The organism is Flindersiella endophytica, from assembly GCF_054779015.1.
This window is the reverse complement of record NZ_BAAGYY010000023.1, coordinates 324,987-342,290: the sequence shown is the minus strand read 5'-3', so window position 1 is coordinate 342,290 and position 17,304 is coordinate 324,987. Positions and strand designations below refer to the sequence as shown.

Genomic DNA, 17,304 nt, shown 5'->3' with positions numbered 1-17,304 from the left:
GGGGCAGCAGTCTTTCCGGGGCTTACCTGAGAGGTAATTGCCCGGCCGATGTGCTCCGGCGACGATGGCGGGCATGCCGACTGTGACGAGCACCCGTGCTGTGGTCGAGGAGCTGCTGCGCCGGCTTGGCGCCGATGGCCCAGAGCGCGTCGCCGAACTCTTCGCCGACCAGGTGGACTGGAAGCTGGACTGGCCCGCCGCCGAACACGGCCGCGCCGCCACGCCATGGATCCGCCGGCGTTCCACCCGTTCCGAGGTGGCCGCGCACTTCCGCGAGCTCACCGAACACCACGTGCCCGAAGCCGTCGGCACCGAGATCGAGCGCGTCCTCGTCGACGGCGACGACGCGGTCGTGCTCGGCGAGATCCGCCAGACCGCTCGGCCCACCGGACGCGCGTACAGTGCCCGGTTCGCGCTGCATGTCACGGTCGAGAGCGGCCGCATCTTGCGCTACCACGTGTACGAGGACAGCCTCGCCGTAGCGCAGGCGTTCCAGTCCTGAGCCGGGGCAGCAGCCTTTGGCTCCCGGCTCAGACGTACTCCGTCGCCTGCCGGAGCGGGTTGCAGATCGCCAGGATCCGTCGGCCACCCTCCCGGCTGTAGCGCCGGGCCAGGGTAAGCGCTTCGGAGCGGCTGGCCGAGCGCGTGATGACATCGAGGTAGCACTGCCCTGAGCCGGGGTTGAGCCACGTCCCCAGCCATCTCCGCTCGGTGCGCAGTGCGCCGTCGTGATCGGTGGCGAACGCCAGAACGGCAGCGGCGAGGCCGTCGACGGGGACGATTCTGGTGTGCTCGGGATAGCGCGGGAAGTACCACGAGTCGTCGACGGCCAGGAGGGTTCCGGATGTCACGTCGACGGTGGCTCCTCCGTCGGCGAGCGTGGCCGCGACGATCTCGTCCGCGAGTGCGGGGTCCATCGGGATCAGAGCAGGTCGCGGTAGATGGTGAGGGTGCGTTCGGCGATCGTTTGCCAGCTGAACTCCGCGACCGCGCGCTGCCTTCCCGCTTGGCCGAATCGCTTCGCCAGCGCCGGGTCGGCGACCACGCGGTTGACGGCTTCGGCGAAGCTCTCCTCGAACGCGCGCGGGTCGCTCTCGTCGTAGGGGACGAGGACGCCGGTGGTGTCGTCGTCGACGACTTCGGGGATGCCACCGACCGCGCTGGCGACGACGGCGGTCTCGCAGGCCATCGCCTCCAGGTTCACGATGCCCTGGGGTTCATAGACCGACGGGCAGCAGAAGACCGTCGCGTGCGTGAGCACCTGGATGACGTCCGGGCGCGGCAGCATCTGTTCGATCCAGACGACACCGCTGCGTTGCTCGCGTAGGCCGTCGACCAGGGCGGTGGTCTCGGCGGCCAGCTCCGGGGTGTCCGGGGCGCCTGCCAGGAGTACCAGCTGCACCTCGGGATCGAAGCCGGCGGCCGCGCGCAGCAGGTGGGGCACGCCCTTCTGCCGGGTGATCCGGCCGACGAAGCAGGCGTACGGGCGTTCCGGGTCGACGCCGAGGCGTTCGAGCGTGTCGGTGGCCGGATCGGGACGGTATTCCGTGGTGTCGATGCCGTTGTGGACGACGTGCACGTCGTCCGGGCCGAGCGCGGGGTAGCAGGCGAGCACGTCCTGGCGCATCGCGGAGCTCACCGCGATCACGGCGTCGGCGGCCTCGTAGGCGGTGCGTTCCGCCCACGACGACAGGCGGTAGCCGCCGCCGAGTTGCTCGGCCTTCCAGGGGCGCAGCGGCTCGAGCGAGTGGGCGGTCAGCACGTGCGGAATGCCGTAGAGGAGCTTGCCGAGGTGACCGGCGAGGTTGGCGTACCACGTGTGGGAGTGCACCAGCTCGGCCGAACCGATGGCGGCGGTCATCGACAGGTCGGCACCGAAGATGCGGAGCGCGGAGTTCGCGCCGGCGAGCCGGGGATCGTTCTCGTCGTGGGCGGTGGCGCCGGGCCTCGGCTCGCCCATGCAGTGCACCTCGAGGTCGACGAGCGGCCGCAGGCAGCGGCTGAGGTAGTCGACGTGTACGCCGGCACCGCCATAGACGGCCGGCGGGTACTCCCTGGTCAGCATCGCAACCCGCATGCCGCGAACGCTAGCGGGTCGCGGCGACGCCGGCACCGGCGCAGGCCGTGGTGGCTCAGCTGGTCGGGACCCAGAAGCGGAGCTTGCCCCTCCGCTCGTCCTCGAACTGGCCGTCTGCGGACTCGATCACCTTTCGCGAGGCCTCGTTGTCGACGTCGCAGGTGACCAGGACCTGGGCGATGCCCAGCGCGTGCGCGACCGGCAGGGCCTCCCGCAGCATCGCGGTCGCGTGGCCCTTGCGGCGTGCCGAAGGGCGGACGTCGTAGCCGATGTGGCCGCCCTCCTCCAGCAGGAACGCGTTCAGCCGGTGACGGATCGCCAGCCGGCCGAGGTATTCGGCACCGTCGACGTACCACAGCGTCGTCGACGGTACGCGGCCCTCCGGCCGCGGCGTCTCCTCCAGCGCATCGGCGCGGAGCTCGGACACGAACGTCGCGAACCCCTCCGGCGTGTGCCAGGTGTCGCCGTAGGTTCGGTGCTCGTGCCCGATCATCGACCGGTCGGCGGGCGTGGCACGTCCCTCGGCGCGGAACTCAGCCATCGCGGCCAGAAACGACTGCTGAACGTCAGTTGTCGGACGTACCAACTGGGGCATGTCCACCATTGTCAATGTGATGCGTTGATAACGCGAGAGGATTAGGGTGCGTGCATGAGGACGTCGAGGGTGCTGGGCATCGTTCTCGCCGGCGGCGAAGGTAAGCGGCTGATGCCGCTCACCGCGGACCGGGCCAAACCGGCGGTTCCGTTCGGTGGCCAATACCGGCTCGTCGACTACGTGCTCTCCAACCTGGTCAATGCCGGGTTGCGGCAGATCTGTGTGCTCACGCAGTACAAGTCGCACTCGCTCGACCGCCACATCTCGCTGACGTGGCGAATGTCGACACTGCTCGGCAACTACGTCACGCCCGTTCCGGCGCAGCAACGACTCGGGCCACGGTGGTTCCAGGGCAGCGCGGACGCGATCTACCAGTCGCTCAACCTCATCTTCGACGAGAAGCCCGACTACGTCGTGGTCTTCGGCGCCGACCACGTCTACCGGATGGACGCCGCGCAGATGGTCCAGGCGCACGTCGAGTCCGGCGCCGGTGTGACGGTCGCGGGGATCCGGATGCCGCGCGACACGGCGTCGCAGTTCGGCGTGATCCAGACCGCGCCGGACGGCTACGGCATCGACGCGTTCCTGGAGAAGCCCGCCGACCCGCCGGGGCTGCCGGACAGTCCGGACGAGAGCTTCGTGTCGATGGGAAACTACGTCTTCACCACGGAGTCGCTGCTCGACGCGCTGCAGTTCGACTCCGAGGACGAGGGCTCCGTGCACGACATGGGCGGCAGCATCATCCCGCTGCTGACCGCGAAGGGTGAGGCGAACGTCTACGACTTCGCCGACAACGACGTGCCGGGCTCGACCTCGCGCGACAAGGACTACTGGCGCGACGTGGGGACGCTCGACTCCTACCACGAGGCGCACATGGATCTGGTCTCCGTGGACCCGATCTTCAACCTCTACAACCGCGACTGGCCGATCTACACCAGCTTCCCGCAGCTACCCGGCGCGAAGCTGGTGGGTGCGGGCCGGGTGGCGGAGTCGATCCTGTCGATGGGCACGATCGTCGACGGTGCGGTGGTGGACCACTCGGTGCTGTCGCCGGGTGTACGCGTGCTGCGTGGCGCGCATGTCGAGCGTTCGGTGATCTGCGACGACACCGTCATCGGGTGGGGCGCGGTCATCCGCAACGCGATCCTCGACAAGAACATCGTGGTGCCGCCGGGAGTACGCATCGGCGTGGACCGGGAGAGTGACCTCGAGCGCGGCTTCACGGTGACCGAAAGCGGCATCACGGTGCTGGGCAAGGGCCAGCACGTGCCGGAGGACTGAGCAGCTGGAGAAGCCTCAGCGCTTGACGGCGCAGAGCAGGCCGTCGCCCACGGGCAGCAGCACAGGAACCACGCGATCGTCGTCGGAAATCCGGCGGCCGAGCTCACGGACCGCGACCGTCTCCGGGTCGCGCTGGGCCGGGTCGGCCACGCGGTCGTGCCACAGCGTGTTGTCGATCGCGACCACGCCGCCCGAACGAAGCAGGCGCAGCGCCTCCTCGTAATAGTCGCCGTACTCCCGCTTGTCGCCGTCGCAGAACACGAGGTCGTAGGCACCGTCGGTGAGGCGAGGGAGGACGTCGAGCGCGTGGCCGGTGATCAGCCGCGTGCGCTGCGACGGCACTCCGGCGTCGGCGAACGACTCGCGGGCCAGCCGCTGGTGCTCAGCTTCCAGATCGACGCTGGTCAGCGTGCCGTCGGGGCGCATGCCGCGCAGCAGCCAGACACCCGAGACGCCGCAACCGGTGCCGATCTCGACGACCGTCTTCGCGCTGATCAAGGCGGCCAGGAACCGCAGTGCGGCGCCACCGCCCGGCCCGATCGGCACGGCCCCGACTTCGGCCGCCCGGCCGCGTGCTTTGATGAGCACCTCGTCCTCGGCGATGTAGTTTTCGGCGTAAGCCCAGCTCTCAGGCGCAATCCCGGTCACGACCACGACTTTAGTCCTATCCGGGTCCTATACCGCGTAGTCTCCGAACCATTCAGGCGCTATCAGGGATATCCCTGAACTTTCCGACTACCTAAGAAGCGGCTAAGACCAGGGTCGGAACCAGCGACAACGGCATGTGCGTTGGAGAGAATGGAGGTGATGCCAAAGTGGCGCCAGTGGTAACGACGGGGACCCTGGTGTGGACGTGGGGAGGTAATCCCGTGACGGAACAGCTGACCGCCAATGATGCGTGGGTTCCGCCTTCCTGGGAAGAGATCGTGCGTACGCACTCTTCCCGGGTGTATCGGCTTGCTTACCGCCTGACCGGAAACCGCCATGACGCCGAGGACCTCACACAGGAGGTCTTTGTCCGCGTTTTCCGTTCGCTGTCCACCTACACCCCGGGCACGTTCCAGGGCTGGCTGCACCGCATCACCACCAACTTGTTCCTCGACCAGGCCCGGCGTAAGCAGCGGATTCGCTTCGACGCGCTGCCCGACGACGCGCCCGAGCGGCTGCCCGGCTCCGAGCCGAGCCCTGCCCAGGCCTACGACGAGCGCCACCTCGACGCCGACATCCAGGCTGCCCTCGACGGGCTGCCCCCGGAGTTCCGGGCGGCCGTCGTGCTGTGTGACATCGAAGGCCTGTCGTACGAAGAGATCGCTGCCACACTCGGCGTGAAGCTGGGCACTGTGCGTAGCCGGATCCACCGTGGCCGGGCACAGCTGCGTGCGGCGCTCGCGCACCGGATGCCGGCCGCTGCCGCCGAACCGGCTGCCGAGGGCGTTGCGAAGACATCTACTGGAACCACCACTGAGACGACGGCCGCCAGGACCACGATCGGCCCCGCTGGACTCCCCGAGGGGGCAACCGCGTGAGTCATGACCGCGCGCGGCTCTCTGCGCTGGTCGACGGTGAGCTCGACCATGACGCACGAGACCGCGTACTGGCACACCTCGCCCAGTGCGACGAGTGCCGAGCCGTGGTCGAGACCGAACGACGCGTGAAATCCCTGCTCAGCGGCATGCCGGAGGCATCGCCGGGCGGGGATTTCCTGGCTCGGCTCAACAGTCTCGGCGACCCCAGCGCCGCGCCCGTGGTCGAGCCGCCGGCGCCCGCGAAGCGCCGGATCGTCGGCCGTGGCCGGTCCGCCGGCTCCAAGCATTCCGGCGCCACCCAGCCCATGCCGCCGACCGCACCCGTTACGGAGAGTGGCCGGCCGAGCGTTGGCACACTCCAACTCGGGTTGCCGCCGGAAGGCGCTCCGCCGGCCGGCGACGGGATCGCTGCCGCGCTAGAGACCGGCGTCCTCACGCCTGGCGGCTACCAGCTCGGTGTGCTGCGAGCCGCAGGGCAACCGACCGAGGCCCTCGCGACCGGCACCGGCGACGCGCAGCCGGGTGAGCTGAGCGCCGACGAGACGACGACGGCCGAGGTGAGGACCGGCGAGCCGTACGCCGCCGCGATGAGCACCAGCGAGCCGGGCCTGCGGCGCTCCCGCCGGCCGTTCAGTGCTCCGTCCCGCCCGGCGGCCAGCCGGCCGTTCGGCTACCCCGACCTGCACGGATCCCGCCGGCCCGGTCGGCTGCGCGGGGTTCGGCTGCACTCCAGCCGGCTGGGGCGCAGGTTCACTGTCGGTGTGGCCGGGGCCGCTTCGCTCGCCGGAATGGCGCTGGTCACCGCGTTCACCGTCGGCGGCGCTACCGCGCCCACCACCGCGGACGTCAAGGTCGTTCCTCCGATCCAGCGTTACACCGTCCAGCACGCGGACAGCGCCGTCAACCTCCCTTACTCCGACCCCGGTGGGGCGACGGCGAGTATCGGAGACTCCAACCTCACCGGACTCCTCAGCCCGAATCGGTGAGCCGGTGATGAGACGTCAGCTGTCCTTGACCGGCACGCACCTGATCGCGATCGTCGTGGTCACGGGCCTCGTCCTGGCCGCCGGCCTGGCCCTGCGCAGCGACACCGCGTCGCTCGCCGAGCCCGCCGGCGGACTCACCCCATCCGACGACCCCGAGGCGCTGCGCGTGCTCAGGGAGGCCGCGCTCGCCGAGCACAAGGTCGCCTACACCGGCACGCAGTTCGTCTCGGTCTGGGGCGACGACGACGCCCAGACCACCAAGCTCGTCGACCTGGTCAACAGCCCCGGACACGGCACGGTCGTCAAGCTGCACGGCGGCACCGCCAGGCAGGCGTGGTTCGTCCCGCGTACGGGCGACCTGCCAGACCCCGACCGGGCGCCGGCGCAGAACGGACTCAGCCGCAGCTACACACTCGCGGTCGCGGGCAAGGCCCGCTCGGCCGGCCGCCAGGCCGTGGTCGTGCAGGCCGGCCGCCCCGACGGCTCGATCGCGGCGCGGTTCTGGATCGATGAGGAAACCGGGCTGCAGTTGCGGCGCGAGCTCTACGGTCCGGGCGGCAAGCTGGTCCGGTCGAGCGGCTTCACCGACTTGACGGTCGGCGGTGACGGCTTCGTCGCCCACCCGCCGCCCGCAATGGACGCCGAGGCGGGCGAGCTGGTCGAGCCCGCGGCGTACACCGAACTCGCCGCCGCCGGCTGGAACTGCTGCGCGGACACGCTCTCGGAGTTCCTGGAGCTCACGGGCGTACGCACCGTCGACGACGGTGGCGCACTGCACCTCACGTACTCCGACGGGCTCACCGTCACCTCGGTGTTCCAGCAGCGTGGCCGGCTCGACGAGACGGCGCTGACGGGATTCGAGAAACGTTCGGTTGGGTCCGGTGCGTCGGAGGGAACGGTGTACGTACGGTACGGACTTTCCTCATCGGCCGTGTGGTCGTCCGGAGGTTTGGTCTATACCGTCGTAAGTGATACTCCGTACGGTCTGGACGCCGCGTTGACGGCACTTCCGCACGAGCCTGTGTCACGCAGTGGTCCGGACAGCGTTGGCCAACGACTCGACCGGGGCATGACACGGATGGTCTCCTGGTTGAATCCGTTCGACTAGGTTGGTCGATCTTGACAGACCGGCCAGGAGCTGATCAGTTGTGCGGCCGTCCAGTGGGCGGCATGGAAGGGACGCGAGGAGATGACTGACACGTCCGGCTCCGCGGGGGAGGGGAACCTGCCCGCCGAGAGCTCGAGCCAGTCTTCCGGGGACAGCCCGCCGGCATGGGCTGCCGTCCCTCCTTCCGGACCTCCGGCAGGCGGCGGCGCTCCGGCCGAACCGGGAGAGCCGGGCAGCGCGCCTGGCTCGGGCAACCCGTACGCTCCGCCTGGTTCGCCGAGCCGGCAGGGCCCGCCTCCTCCTGGCCCGTACGCTCATCCAGGTCCCGGTGGTCCCGGTGGTCCCGGTGGTCCCGGTGGTCCCGGGCAGCCAGGTGCGCCGGGTGGTCCCGGCGGTCCGCAGGGTGGCATCGGCTATCCGAGCGAACGTCCCGACTTCGAACCTCCGCCGCAGTGGGCGCTGCCCGGTCCGGGCGTACCCGGCGGCCCGCCGCGCGGCATGCCGTTCGGCGGCGGCCGCGTCGAGCCCGAACCTCCGCGCCGGCGCAACCCCGGCGTACTGATCGCGATCATCGCCGCCGTGGCCGTGGTGGCCGCGATGGGTGGCGCCGCGGCCGGTGTCTACGGGGCGTTCCGCTGGGCCCGGCCCGCCGAGCTCAACTCCCAGCAGCCGATCGTCGACGACCTCGGCAACAAGCAGAAGAGTGCGTTCCCGAAGCCCCAGGACGTCTCGACCGTCGCCTCGGCCGTGCTGCCGGGCGTCGTTCAGATCAAGGTCAGCGCGGCCGAGGGCAAGGCCACCGGCTCCGGCTTCGTGGTCCGCGAGGACGGCCACATCCTCACCAACAACCACGTGATCGCGATGGCCGCGGGCAGCGGCGGCGGCAGCATCGTCGTCGCGTTCCAGAACGGCGACGAACGCCCCGCGAAGATCATCGGACGCTCGCCGTCGTACGACCTCGCTGTGATCAAGGTCGACGGCAAGAAGCTGCAACCTGTCTCGCTCGGCGACTCCGATGACGTCATCGTGGGTGAACCCGTCGTCGCGGTCGGCTCGCCGCTGGGCCTTGCCGGCACCGTGACCAGCGGCATCGTCAGCGCACGCAACCGTGCGGTCACCGCGGGCGGCGACCAGGACGGCGAGACCTCGTTCATCAGCGCGCTCCAGACCGACGCGGCGATCAACCCCGGCAACTCCGGTGGCCCGCTGGTCAACCTGAAGGCCGAGGTGATCGGCGTCAACTCCGCGATCGCCACGCTCGGCAGCGACGACTCCGGGTTCGGCGAGGAACAGCAGCAGGGCAACATCGGGCTCGGGTTCGCGATCCCGATCAACCAGGCCCGGCGTACGGCCGACCAGATCATCAAGACCGGGAAGGCGAAGTACCCCGTGGTCGGCGCGACGATCGACCGCTCGTTCGAAGGGCCCGGCGCCAGAATCTCCGAAGTGATGCCCAGCAGCGGCGCGGAGCGGGCCGGCCTGAAGCGCGGCGACCTGGTGACGGTGATCAACGGGCACAAGGTCTCCGGCGCCGACGACCTGATCGTGCAGATCAGGAGCCAGCAGCCGGGGCAGACGGTGCGGATCACCTACGAGCGTTCCGGCCAGCCGAAAGACGTCATCGTCACGCTTGGTGAGGAAACCGACTAGGTTCGGTTACCTGTTTTCGGGCCGATCGCGGACGGGTCAGGGTAGATCCGGAGGCGAACCAGCAGGTTCGCGAGCTACCCTGTGGCAGTGTTCGACATCGGAGCCCTCGAATTCCTCGTGCTGGGCATCGCGGCCCTGTTCATCTTCGGGCCCGACCGGCTGCCCGAGATGGCGAGGAAGGCCGCGCAGGGGTTGCGCCAGCTGCGTGGCATGGCGGCCAACGCCCGGCGTGACCTGACCCGTGAGCTGGGGCCGGAGTTCGACGACTTCGACATTCGCGACCTCAATCCGCGGCAGTTCGTGCGCAAGCACGTGCTCGACGGTCTTGATGAGGACGACCTTCGAGTCGACCGCGACCTCGACATCCGCGACGACCTCCGGGTCGACCTCGACGCCGAGCCGACGACGTACTCCAACGGCTCCTCCTCGACCACGGTCAACGGCAGCGACCAGGCAGACACCGACGCGGAGCTCAACGACTCCGACAGCACGACGGCGACGCTCACCCGCAAGCCGCCGCCGTTCGACACCGACGCCACCTGAGGTGCGTCCAGTCCGGCTGGGCCGGCGACAAGGAATTCGTAAGGCGATCGCATAGGTCCGTGGCCGACACTCGTCAGCATCCGACGAGGAGGACACACGGTGGGAACCTGCGATCCAGCCGCCCTCGAGAAGGCGGCCAAAGCCACTCGCGAGATCAAGGACAAGCTCGGCCAGTACGGCGACCTGGCTGACGCGTCGACGAAACAGGCCGGGACGTTGCTGAGCGACCAGCACTTCGCTCTTGGTGGGGCGATGGCCAAGACCGCCGAGACCTGGTGGTTCCAGGTCAACACGCTCTACAAGGCCTGCGCGAGCCTCGAGGCCGCGCTCGCCGCCTGCGCCAAGAACAACCGCGCCGTCGAGGACCAGAACTCCCAGCGGCTGAACCAGCTGACCAGCCGCTTCCAGTGAGGTGACGCGCGATGCTGACGTACGGCAATCTCTTCCGCGCTCCCGTCTACGCCCTGCAGCGGGCCGTCGACGACTGGACGGCGATGATCAAGAAGATCGAGGAGCTCACCGGCGACCTGGACGACTCCGTTGCCAAGCCGCTGCACGAGTCCGGCTGGGAGGGCAAGGACGCGGACGCGGGGTTCGCCTCGATCAAGAAGATGAGCAAGGAGTTCGAGGACGCGGTCAAGGAGGCAACCGGCATCCGCGACCTGCTCCAGGACGCTCACAAGCGGCTGCAGGACGACCAGAACGGGCTCTACCGCCTGGCCGACGGGGTGGTCAAGCAGGAGCAGTTGCGACCCGTAGACCAGATGACCGACGGCTACTGCATGCCGGAGCCGCCGATCGAGGGCGACAACATGGCGACCTGGCGCGGCAAGGCGAGCGTCGAGCAGGCCTCGAGGGACTGGCAGGAGGCCAACAAACGAGTCTCCGCGATGATCCGCCCGCTGCTGATCGACGCGGAACGGGCCAGCACGACCGCGGCCTGGGGCCTCGGCCACGACACAGGTGGAGATCGCGGCAACTTCAACGATCACGTCGACAACGACCTGACGACGGCGTGGAAGCACCGCCTGGAGTCGTACCAGACGCCCGACGATCCGGATCCCAAGAGATACAAGGTCAAGGTCGGCCCGTTCGAAGAGCCGTTGACCGGCCGCGAGAAGCAGATCTGGGACAAGCTCGGCCCTGCGGACAAAGCGACGTTCGCGAAGGCGAAGTTCGACGCGGAGAGGGCTGCGACGGCCCGGTTCCCCGGCGACGCGAACACCGGGACCCAACGGGACGCGTTCCGGCACGCGTACTGGAGCGCGCGGCTGACCCGCGACTTCGGACCCGAGTTCGCCAGGCAGTTCACCACCGCACACGAGGGCAACCCGGATCCCAATCAGTACCGCGTGGTTCAGGAGGAGATGGACCTGCACAACAACGAAGTCGGCCGCGGGATCGCGCAGACGTACCCCAACGAGACCAACGACACCCTGGCCGATCGGGTCGAGCAGGCGGTACGCGAGGGCCGGACCGTTGGCATCAAGGACAAGCACGAGGTCTGGTCGAGCAACCAGGTCGGCTAGGGGCAGCGGAGGCGTCATCCACAGGCCGGATCGCGAGTCCGGTTGCGCTGCTACACCGAGTGTTAGGCTCCGACTCTGACGATGCGTTGCCTCGTTGGAGGGATACGTGGCGCAGTTCCGCGTCTTCGGCCCCGTCGAGCTGTTGGTCGCCGGCCATCCGCAGGACCTCGGTCCGCCCAAGCAACGCGTTGTGCTCGCAGCGCTGGTGATCGATGCCGGGCACCCGGTCTCTGCTGAAACCCTGATCGAACGTGTCTGGGCCGACGATCCGCCGCGGCAGCCGCGCAACGCGCTCTATGGTCACATCGCACGCCTGCGGAAGCTGCTCCAGCGTGCCGCGGCCACCGAGCAGGCGGAGCCAGGCCGGCGCCAGGCCACGCTGGTCCGCCGCGCCGGCGGGTACGTCCTCGACGTCGACCCCGACTGCGTTGACGTCCATCGGTTCGAACGGCTGGTGGCGCAGGCAGCCGGTCCGGACCTGGATGGCGAGCAGCAGGCCACCCGCATCCGCGAGGCACTCGAGCTGTGGCGGGAGCCGCCGCTGGCCGACCTGTCCGGCCCGTGGGTGGAGCGGACCCGGATGTGGCTGACGCAGCTCTACCTCGATGCCTTTCTGGCCTGGGGAAGAGCCGAGCTGCGGCTGGGCCGTCCTGACCGCGTGATCGGCCAGGCGCAGCAGCTGCTCGCCGAGCACCCGATGGTGGAACCCCTTGCGGTGTTGCTGATCCAGGCCCTGCACGAGGCCGGCCGCACCGCGGAAGCACTCGACCGGTACGAGACGACCCGACGCCTGCTGGCCGACGAGCTCGGCGTGGATCCGGGCGCGGACCTGCAGGACCTGCACGTGGCGATGCTTCGCGGTGAGCCCGTCCCCGGCTCGCGGGCCCGAACAGCGCAGGCGGTCCAACCCGCCGCCCAGCTCACCGGCCCGCGGCAGGCTCCCGAACCACGGCCCGCGGAGCTGCCGCCGGAGCTGGTGTCGCTCACCGGACGGGACCAGGAGATCGCCGAGCTCGTCGCGTTCGCCGAACGGGGCGGTTGGGGCGCCGGGTCGGCCACCGTCTGTGCGATCGACGGCATGCCCGGTGTCGGCAAGACCGCACTTGCCGTCCATGCCGCGCACCGGCTCGCCTCGGCGTACCCCGACGGCCAGCTCTATCTCGATCTGCGCGGGTTCACGGCCGGCGTCGCGCCACTGTCACCGGGCGACGCGCTGGAGCGGCTGCTGAGGGCCGTGGGCGTGCCCGCCGCCCTGGTCCCGCCCGACACGGACGAACGCGCCGGGCTGTGGAGGAGCCGCACCGCGGGCCGGCGGTATCTGCTGCTGCTCGACAACGCCGTCGGCGCGCCGCAGGTACGGCCCCTTCTGACCGCCGCGCCGGAGAGCCTGACGCTGGTGACCAGCCGGCAGCGACTCAGCACGCTCGACGCCGCGCAGCACATCGCGCTCGACGTGCTGGAGCTGCCGGAGGCCATCCGGTTGTTCCGTACGCTCGCCGGCACAGAGCGGCTCGCGGACGAACCGGACGCGCTGGTGGGGCAACTGGTCCAGATGTGCGGCCGGCTCCCGCTGGCGGTACGGCTGCTGGCCGGGAGACTGCGGCACCGGCCGGGCTGGAGCCTCCAGGATCTGGTGACCCGCCTCCGCGACCGGCAGCGCCGGCTCGCCGAACTCAGCAGTGGCTCGGAAGGGGTCGCGGCGGCGTTCCGGCTGTCGTACGAGCAACTCGACGCCCAGCGGCGACGGCTGTACCGCCTGCTGAGCCTGCAGCCTGGCACCGACCTCGGCGCGTACGCCGCGGCCGCGCTGGCCGGCATCGAGCCGGCGGAGGCCGAGACCGCGCTGGAGGCGCTGGTCGACGCGCACCTGCTCGAGTCGAGGAGCCTCGGCCAGTACTACTTCCATGACCTGTTGCGTGCGCACGCCGGCGAGCTGGTTCGCGAGGAGGAGCCTGACGGCGAACGTTCGGCGGCGATCCAGCGTCTGCTCGACCACTACCTCCACACGCTCGCGCACGCGATGGACGCGTACGAGCCGGCGGAGCGGCATCGCCGGCCCGCGATCGCCGCCGCGCCGTCCGCCGCCACCGGGCCGGTGTTCGCCAGCGCGGATGCCGCCGAGGGATGGCTGGCGGCCGAACGGGCGAACCTGGTGGCACTCGTGGACCACGCGGTCGAGCGGCAGGCGATCGGGGCGCTGGCGAGCCTGCTGTTCGGCTACCTCAACGACCGGGCGCTCTACTCCGACGCGCTCCGCTTGCACAACAAGCACCTGGCGGCGGCACGGGCCGGCACTGATCCGGTCGACCAGGCGCGGGCGCTGTATCACCTCGGCGAGACGTACTACCGGCTGAACCGGCACGACGTCGCGCTCACGTGCCTCGACCAGGCGGACCTGCTGCTGCCCCACACCGGCGACCGGAGCGAGCGCGCGCACGTACTCCAGGTTCGGGGCAGCGTGCTCGAGGACGTCGGCCGGTTCCCGGAAGCCCTTGCCTGCTTGACGGATGCGGCTCGCCTGCACCACGCCACCGGCGACCGCGGCGGCGAGGCGCGTACGTTGTGCGCGCTGTCGGAGCTGGACCGGATCTTCGGGCGGCTGGAGCGGGCCGAGGCTCATGCGCTGCGGGCGTTGGAGCTCGCCCGCTCGTCGGCGGACCGGCTGTCGGAGGCCGCGGCGCACCGATTCCTGGGGGCGGTCTACGTCGGGATGGCGCGGTATCAGGAGGCGTTGCCGCACTGCCAGGAGAGCCTGCGCCGGTATCGGGGAATCGGGAACCAGCCGCGCGAGTGTCTCGCGCTGGTGTCGGCGGGGAACGCGCTACGTGGACTGGGGCGATTCGGGGAGGCCGGGGAGCGATATCGCGAGGCGTTGTCGATCGCGTGTGAGATCCAGAACCCCAACAGCGAGCTCGAGGCGCGCCACGCGCTGGGCGAGGCGTTGCGCGAGCGTGGGGAGCTGACAGAGGCAGTCGACCAGTTGCGGAAGGCGGCCGGGTTGGCGCGGGAGCTGGGGCAGGAGTACGACCAAGCGCGCGCCGAGCACGCGCTGGGACGGGCGTACCTGGACCTCGGCGACCCCGCGGGCGCCCGCGAGCACCTCAGCGAAGGATCGGCGATCTTCCAGCGCCTTGGCGTGCCACCCGAGCCGGCGGCCGGAGCGCGGGGCCGGGAAGTGCCGAGGCAGAACCGGGCGGAACGGCGCTGACGGCACGCGCTCGCACGCGACCGAGGTCGGAAACCGGTTCGGGGCAGTCGGCGTCTTGCGCATTTCTTGTGGCAGTGGGACACGGTCTGAGTAATGTCCGCCGATTTGCCGGAGAATTGTCGTTCGTCGTGCGGTCGGGTATTTCGTGCCAATCACCAATTCGGCAGGGGTGTCGATATCTGTGTGCGGATATTGTGCGGGCCGGATGCGACGATGACGCCTGCCGGGCGGTCGATGTGACGCCTGGGCGCTTGGGGTTCTCTTGGGCACCATCGAGCAATTCATGGAACCAGAGAGAGTGGGTTGGCATGAAAGCTACAAGAGCCTTGACGGCAACACTTGCGGCAGTTGTGATCGTCCTGGGCACCGCCCTGTGGTCGCCCGCGGCGATGGCTGGACCTCCTCCGATCACGCTCCGGAATTCGGCACCCAACGGTCCGATCTCAGCAAACTCGCGAACAGCATCCGCGAGCTGCGTGCCGGTAGGGGCGGACCACAAGAAGACGGCGCGGTCCGGCAACCAGGTCAGCTGTGCCGCCGCCTCGCCCGCCGAGGTCGAGCGGGCGCGTGCGTACCTCCGCGACAAGCACCGCGACTCTGCCGATGTGGGCGCGGCGGCATCCCTGGAGCCGATTCCGCAGTGGTGCCTGGACAACGCCTTCAACGGGATCGCGTTCAACCGCACCCAGGTGTGCGAGATTGGTGCCTGGACCAGCACCATCACCTCTCCGAACGGTGTAGTTCTCGCCACGTTGACCTATGTCGCCACGACGTATACCTACACATTTGCCGACAGCAATATCTGGGGCGAGCAAATGGAGCTGGAACTCATCAGCGGCACCGGTATCGTCAAAGGAACCACGGTGGACGGCGACGCCGACTGTGGTCCTCCCGTTCCGGAGCAGCGTTGTGATATTGCCTCGCTCGACTTTCCCGAGCAGAAGTTCGAGGTCGGCTCCAGGGCTGCCGGCAGCGCGTTCTACGAATCCGTTGACCTCGCATCCGGTGATGTCCGCAGTGAGGAATCGCGGCTCTTCGCCTACTTCCACAATCCCGAATGGGAAGCTCAAGGCGCTGACGGCTTCGGACTCATCTGGCTTTCATTTCCGCGCTGCGACAACGCGCTGCCGGGCTATCCCATCGGCGGCTGCGTTTTCTCGCAGTACACCTGGTCCACGATGACGTACCGTCTCGACGGCCCCTATCCGGAGCTGGCGCTGCACATTGCCGCGGCGCAAGCCTCTGGACTGCCCGGCGCCTTCATCGACGGCCCCAACCCCACACCGCTGGAGCGCGTCACCAACGACACGCTCATAGCGTTGAACCGCGACGCGGCGTGCAACATCCCGGCATATCCCCGACCACCGGGCAAGGACTGCGACGAGTACCCCTTCGCCTCCACCGCCCAGGGCGCGTTCCTCGGCGGCGGAGCCGCGCGGACCTTCGACTGGTGCCAGATCGACGAGCCGGAAGGCGAAGGGCCGGTCGGCTACAGCGTCTGCATGATCGACAGCGGGCAGAACCAACGTGGCGGCTCCGACCTGAACACCGTGCTGTTCCTACCTTTCCGGATCATCGACGGAGACCCGTTCCACGTGAACGTCGAGTAGTGCCTCGAGCGCGGCTGAGCGCCTCGAACCCTCGAATCCCTAGGCCGGAGTCAGGCCGAGCGACTTTCCGACCAGGCTGTTGCGCCGCGCGCCCAGCTGCTTGGCCAGGTCGTTCAGCACCTCAGACGCGGGCGTCGGAGGCTCGCTGAGTACGACGGGCCGGCCGCCGTCGCCGCCGGAGCGGAGGGCGGGGTCGAGCGGGACCTCGGCCAGCAGCGGTACGTCGTAGCCGAAGCGTTGCGTCAGCGTCGCCGCCACTCGGGCGCCGCCGCCGGAGCCGAAGATGTCGAGCCGGTGCGACGGGCCGCAGTGGGGGCACGGAAGCCACGACATGTTCTCGATCACGCCGGTCACCCGCTGGTTGAGCATCGACGCGATCGTGCCGGCGCGCTCGGCCACCTCGGCGGCCGCTTCCTGCGGTGTCGTCACCACGATGACCTCGGCGCCGGTCAGCTGCTGCCCCACCGAGATCGCCATGTCGCCGGTCCCCGGCGGCAGGTCGAGCAGCAACACGTCGAGGTCGCCCCAGAAGACGTCGCCGAGCATTTGGGTCAGTGCCTTGTCGAGCATCGGCCCGCGCCATGCCACCACCTGGTCGCGCCGCGGCTTCAGCATGCCGATGGAGATGGCCTTCACGTCGTAGGCGGGTACCGGCATGATCATCTGCTCGACGCGGGTCGGCCGGGAGTCGGCGATGCCGAGCATCGCGGGCACCGAGTGGCCGTAGACGTCGGCGTCGACCACGCCGACCGACAGCCCCTGAGCAGCCAGCGCGACCGCGAGGTTGACCGTCACCGACGACTTGCCGACGCCACCCTTGCCGGACGCGATCGCGAACACGCGCGTGAGGGAGTCGGCCTTGGCGAAGCGGTTCTCGCGTACGGGCGCCGATCCGCGCAGGCGAGTCTGCAGCCCTTGCCGCTGTTCATCAGACATCACACCGAGCGTCACCTCGACGTTGGTCACGCCGGGTAGCTTCGACATCGCCGCGGTGACATCGCGGGTCAGCGTCTCACGCATCGGACAACCGGCTACGGTCAGCAGCACCGTGACCTCGGCCTTGCCGTCAGGTGTGATCTCCGCGGACTCGACCATGCCGAGATCGGTGATCGGGCGCTTGATCTCGGGGTCCAGCACGCCGTGGAGCGCCTCACGGACCTGCTCCTCGGTGGGCAGCGTTTGCATGTCTTC

The 17,304-nt window shown here is 69.4% G+C and carries 16 protein-coding genes; 11 read left to right on the top strand and 5 right to left on the bottom strand.

The features are described 5' to 3' along the window. Positions 1–73 precede the first annotated feature (73 nt). Positions 74–502, top strand: a complete 429-nt coding sequence (locus ACYVF6_RS25925; RefSeq protein WP_460525132.1) for a nuclear transport factor 2 family protein — start codon at positions 74–76, stop codon at positions 500–502. Positions 503–530: 28 nt separating this feature from the next. Here ACYVF6_RS25925 and ACYVF6_RS25920 read toward each other — a convergent pair whose 3' ends face one another. From ACYVF6_RS25920 to ACYVF6_RS25910, 3 genes are read right to left on the bottom strand one after another with little or no spacing between them, the layout of a single operon-like run. Next, positions 531–917, bottom strand: a complete 387-nt coding sequence (locus tag ACYVF6_RS25920) for a hypothetical protein (protein WP_460525131.1) — start codon at positions 915–917, stop codon at positions 531–533. Between the two features lie 5 nt (positions 918–922). Continuing rightward, the gene (gene glgA / locus ACYVF6_RS25915) at positions 923–2,077 is read right to left on the bottom strand and encodes an alpha-maltose-1-phosphate synthase (RefSeq protein ID WP_460525130.1); all 1,155 of its coding nucleotides are present in this window, start codon (positions 2,075–2,077) and stop codon (positions 923–925) included. Positions 2,078–2,132: 55 nt separating this feature from the next. Then, complete coding sequence (locus ACYVF6_RS25910) at positions 2,133–2,672, bottom strand: GNAT family N-acetyltransferase (protein ID WP_460525128.1); 540 nt, start codon at positions 2,670–2,672, stop codon at positions 2,133–2,135. Positions 2,673–2,726: 54 nt separating this feature from the next. On the opposite strand from ACYVF6_RS25910, the gene glgC reads away from it, so the two are divergent. Continuing rightward, positions 2,727–3,953: a glucose-1-phosphate adenylyltransferase gene (gene glgC, locus ACYVF6_RS25905; protein WP_460525127.1), complete on the top strand. Its 1,227-nt coding sequence runs from the start codon at positions 2,727–2,729 to the stop codon at positions 3,951–3,953. Positions 3,954–3,968: 15 nt separating this feature from the next. Here the strand turns inward: glgC and ACYVF6_RS25900 are convergent, their stop codons facing one another. Continuing rightward, positions 3,969–4,601 carry an O-methyltransferase gene (locus ACYVF6_RS25900; protein ID WP_460525126.1) on the bottom strand — a complete coding sequence of 211 codons (633 nt, stop codon included), beginning with the start codon at positions 4,599–4,601 and terminating at the stop codon, positions 3,969–3,971. A gap of 221 nt (positions 4,602–4,822) precedes the next feature. Between ACYVF6_RS25900 and sigE the strand changes: the two genes are divergently transcribed. The 9 genes from sigE to ACYVF6_RS25855 all read left to right on the top strand — a co-directional run bounded on the left by sigE (position 4,823) and on the right by ACYVF6_RS25855 (position 16,113). Continuing rightward, complete coding sequence (sigE, locus tag ACYVF6_RS25895) at positions 4,823–5,479, top strand: RNA polymerase sigma factor SigE (RefSeq protein WP_460525125.1); 657 nt, start codon at positions 4,823–4,825, stop codon at positions 5,477–5,479. Beyond that, on the top strand, positions 5,476–6,465 hold the full coding sequence (locus ACYVF6_RS25890; protein WP_460525124.1) for an anti-sigma factor family protein: 990 nt from the start codon (positions 5,476–5,478) through the stop codon (positions 6,463–6,465). Before sigE ends, ACYVF6_RS25890 begins: the two co-directional genes overlap by 4 nt. Before the next feature lie 7 nt (positions 6,466–6,472). After that, on the top strand, positions 6,473–7,573 hold the full coding sequence (locus ACYVF6_RS25885) for a sigma-E factor regulatory protein RseB domain-containing protein (RefSeq protein WP_460525123.1): 1,101 nt from the start codon (positions 6,473–6,475) through the stop codon (positions 7,571–7,573). An 81-nt stretch (positions 7,574–7,654) separates the two neighbouring features. Beyond that, positions 7,655–9,223: a S1C family serine protease gene (locus ACYVF6_RS25880; protein ID WP_460525122.1), complete on the top strand. Its 1,569-nt coding sequence runs from the start codon at positions 7,655–7,657 to the stop codon at positions 9,221–9,223. Between the two features lie 87 nt (positions 9,224–9,310). Continuing rightward, positions 9,311–9,766 (top strand): sec-independent translocase, encoded by a 456-nt coding sequence (locus tag ACYVF6_RS25875; protein ID WP_460525121.1) that lies wholly within the window; start codon positions 9,311–9,313, stop codon positions 9,764–9,766. 99 nt (positions 9,767–9,865) lie between these two features. Next, on the top strand, positions 9,866–10,177 hold the full coding sequence (locus tag ACYVF6_RS25870) for a hypothetical protein (protein WP_460525120.1): 312 nt from the start codon (positions 9,866–9,868) through the stop codon (positions 10,175–10,177). A gap of 11 nt (positions 10,178–10,188) precedes the next feature. Continuing rightward, on the top strand, positions 10,189–11,295 hold the full coding sequence (locus tag ACYVF6_RS25865) for a DUF6973 domain-containing protein (protein ID WP_460525119.1): 1,107 nt from the start codon (positions 10,189–10,191) through the stop codon (positions 11,293–11,295). Positions 11,296–11,401: 106 nt separating this feature from the next. After that, on the top strand, positions 11,402–14,503 hold the full coding sequence (locus tag ACYVF6_RS25860) for an AfsR/SARP family transcriptional regulator (RefSeq protein WP_460525118.1): 3,102 nt from the start codon (positions 11,402–11,404) through the stop codon (positions 14,501–14,503). 476 nt (positions 14,504–14,979) lie between these two features. Further along, entirely contained in the window at positions 14,980–16,113 is a 1,134-nt protein-coding gene (locus ACYVF6_RS25855; protein WP_460525117.1) for a hypothetical protein, read from the top strand. A gap of 39 nt (positions 16,114–16,152) precedes the next feature. On the opposite strand, the gene ACYVF6_RS25850 is transcribed toward ACYVF6_RS25855, so the two are convergent. After that, positions 16,153–17,298, bottom strand: a complete 1,146-nt coding sequence (locus ACYVF6_RS25850) for an Mrp/NBP35 family ATP-binding protein (RefSeq protein WP_460525116.1) — start codon at positions 17,296–17,298, stop codon at positions 16,153–16,155. Positions 17,299–17,304: the final 6 nt, after the last annotated feature.

Coding starts and splice junctions, on each gene's coding strand:
- ACYVF6_RS25925 (WP_460525132.1), top strand. CDS start 74: ATGCCGACTGTGACGAGCACCCGTGCTGTGGTCGAGGAGCTGCTGCGC.
- ACYVF6_RS25920 (WP_460525131.1), bottom strand. CDS start 917: ATGGACCCCGCACTCGCGGACGAGATCGTCGCGGCCACGCTCGCCGAC.
- glgA (WP_460525130.1), bottom strand. CDS start 2,077: ATGCGGGTTGCGATGCTGACCAGGGAGTACCCGCCGGCCGTCTATGGC.
- ACYVF6_RS25910 (WP_460525128.1), bottom strand. CDS start 2,672: ATGCCCCAGTTGGTACGTCCGACAACTGACGTTCAGCAGTCGTTTCTG.
- glgC (WP_460525127.1), top strand. CDS start 2,727: ATGAGGACGTCGAGGGTGCTGGGCATCGTTCTCGCCGGCGGCGAAGGT.
- ACYVF6_RS25885 (WP_460525123.1), top strand. CDS start 6,473: ATGAGACGTCAGCTGTCCTTGACCGGCACGCACCTGATCGCGATCGTC.
- ACYVF6_RS25880 (WP_460525122.1), top strand. CDS start 7,655: ATGACTGACACGTCCGGCTCCGCGGGGGAGGGGAACCTGCCCGCCGAG.
- ACYVF6_RS25865 (WP_460525119.1), top strand. CDS start 10,189: ATGCTGACGTACGGCAATCTCTTCCGCGCTCCCGTCTACGCCCTGCAG.
- ACYVF6_RS25850 (WP_460525116.1), bottom strand. CDS start 17,298: ATGCAAACGCTGCCCACCGAGGAGCAGGTCCGTGAGGCGCTCCACGGC.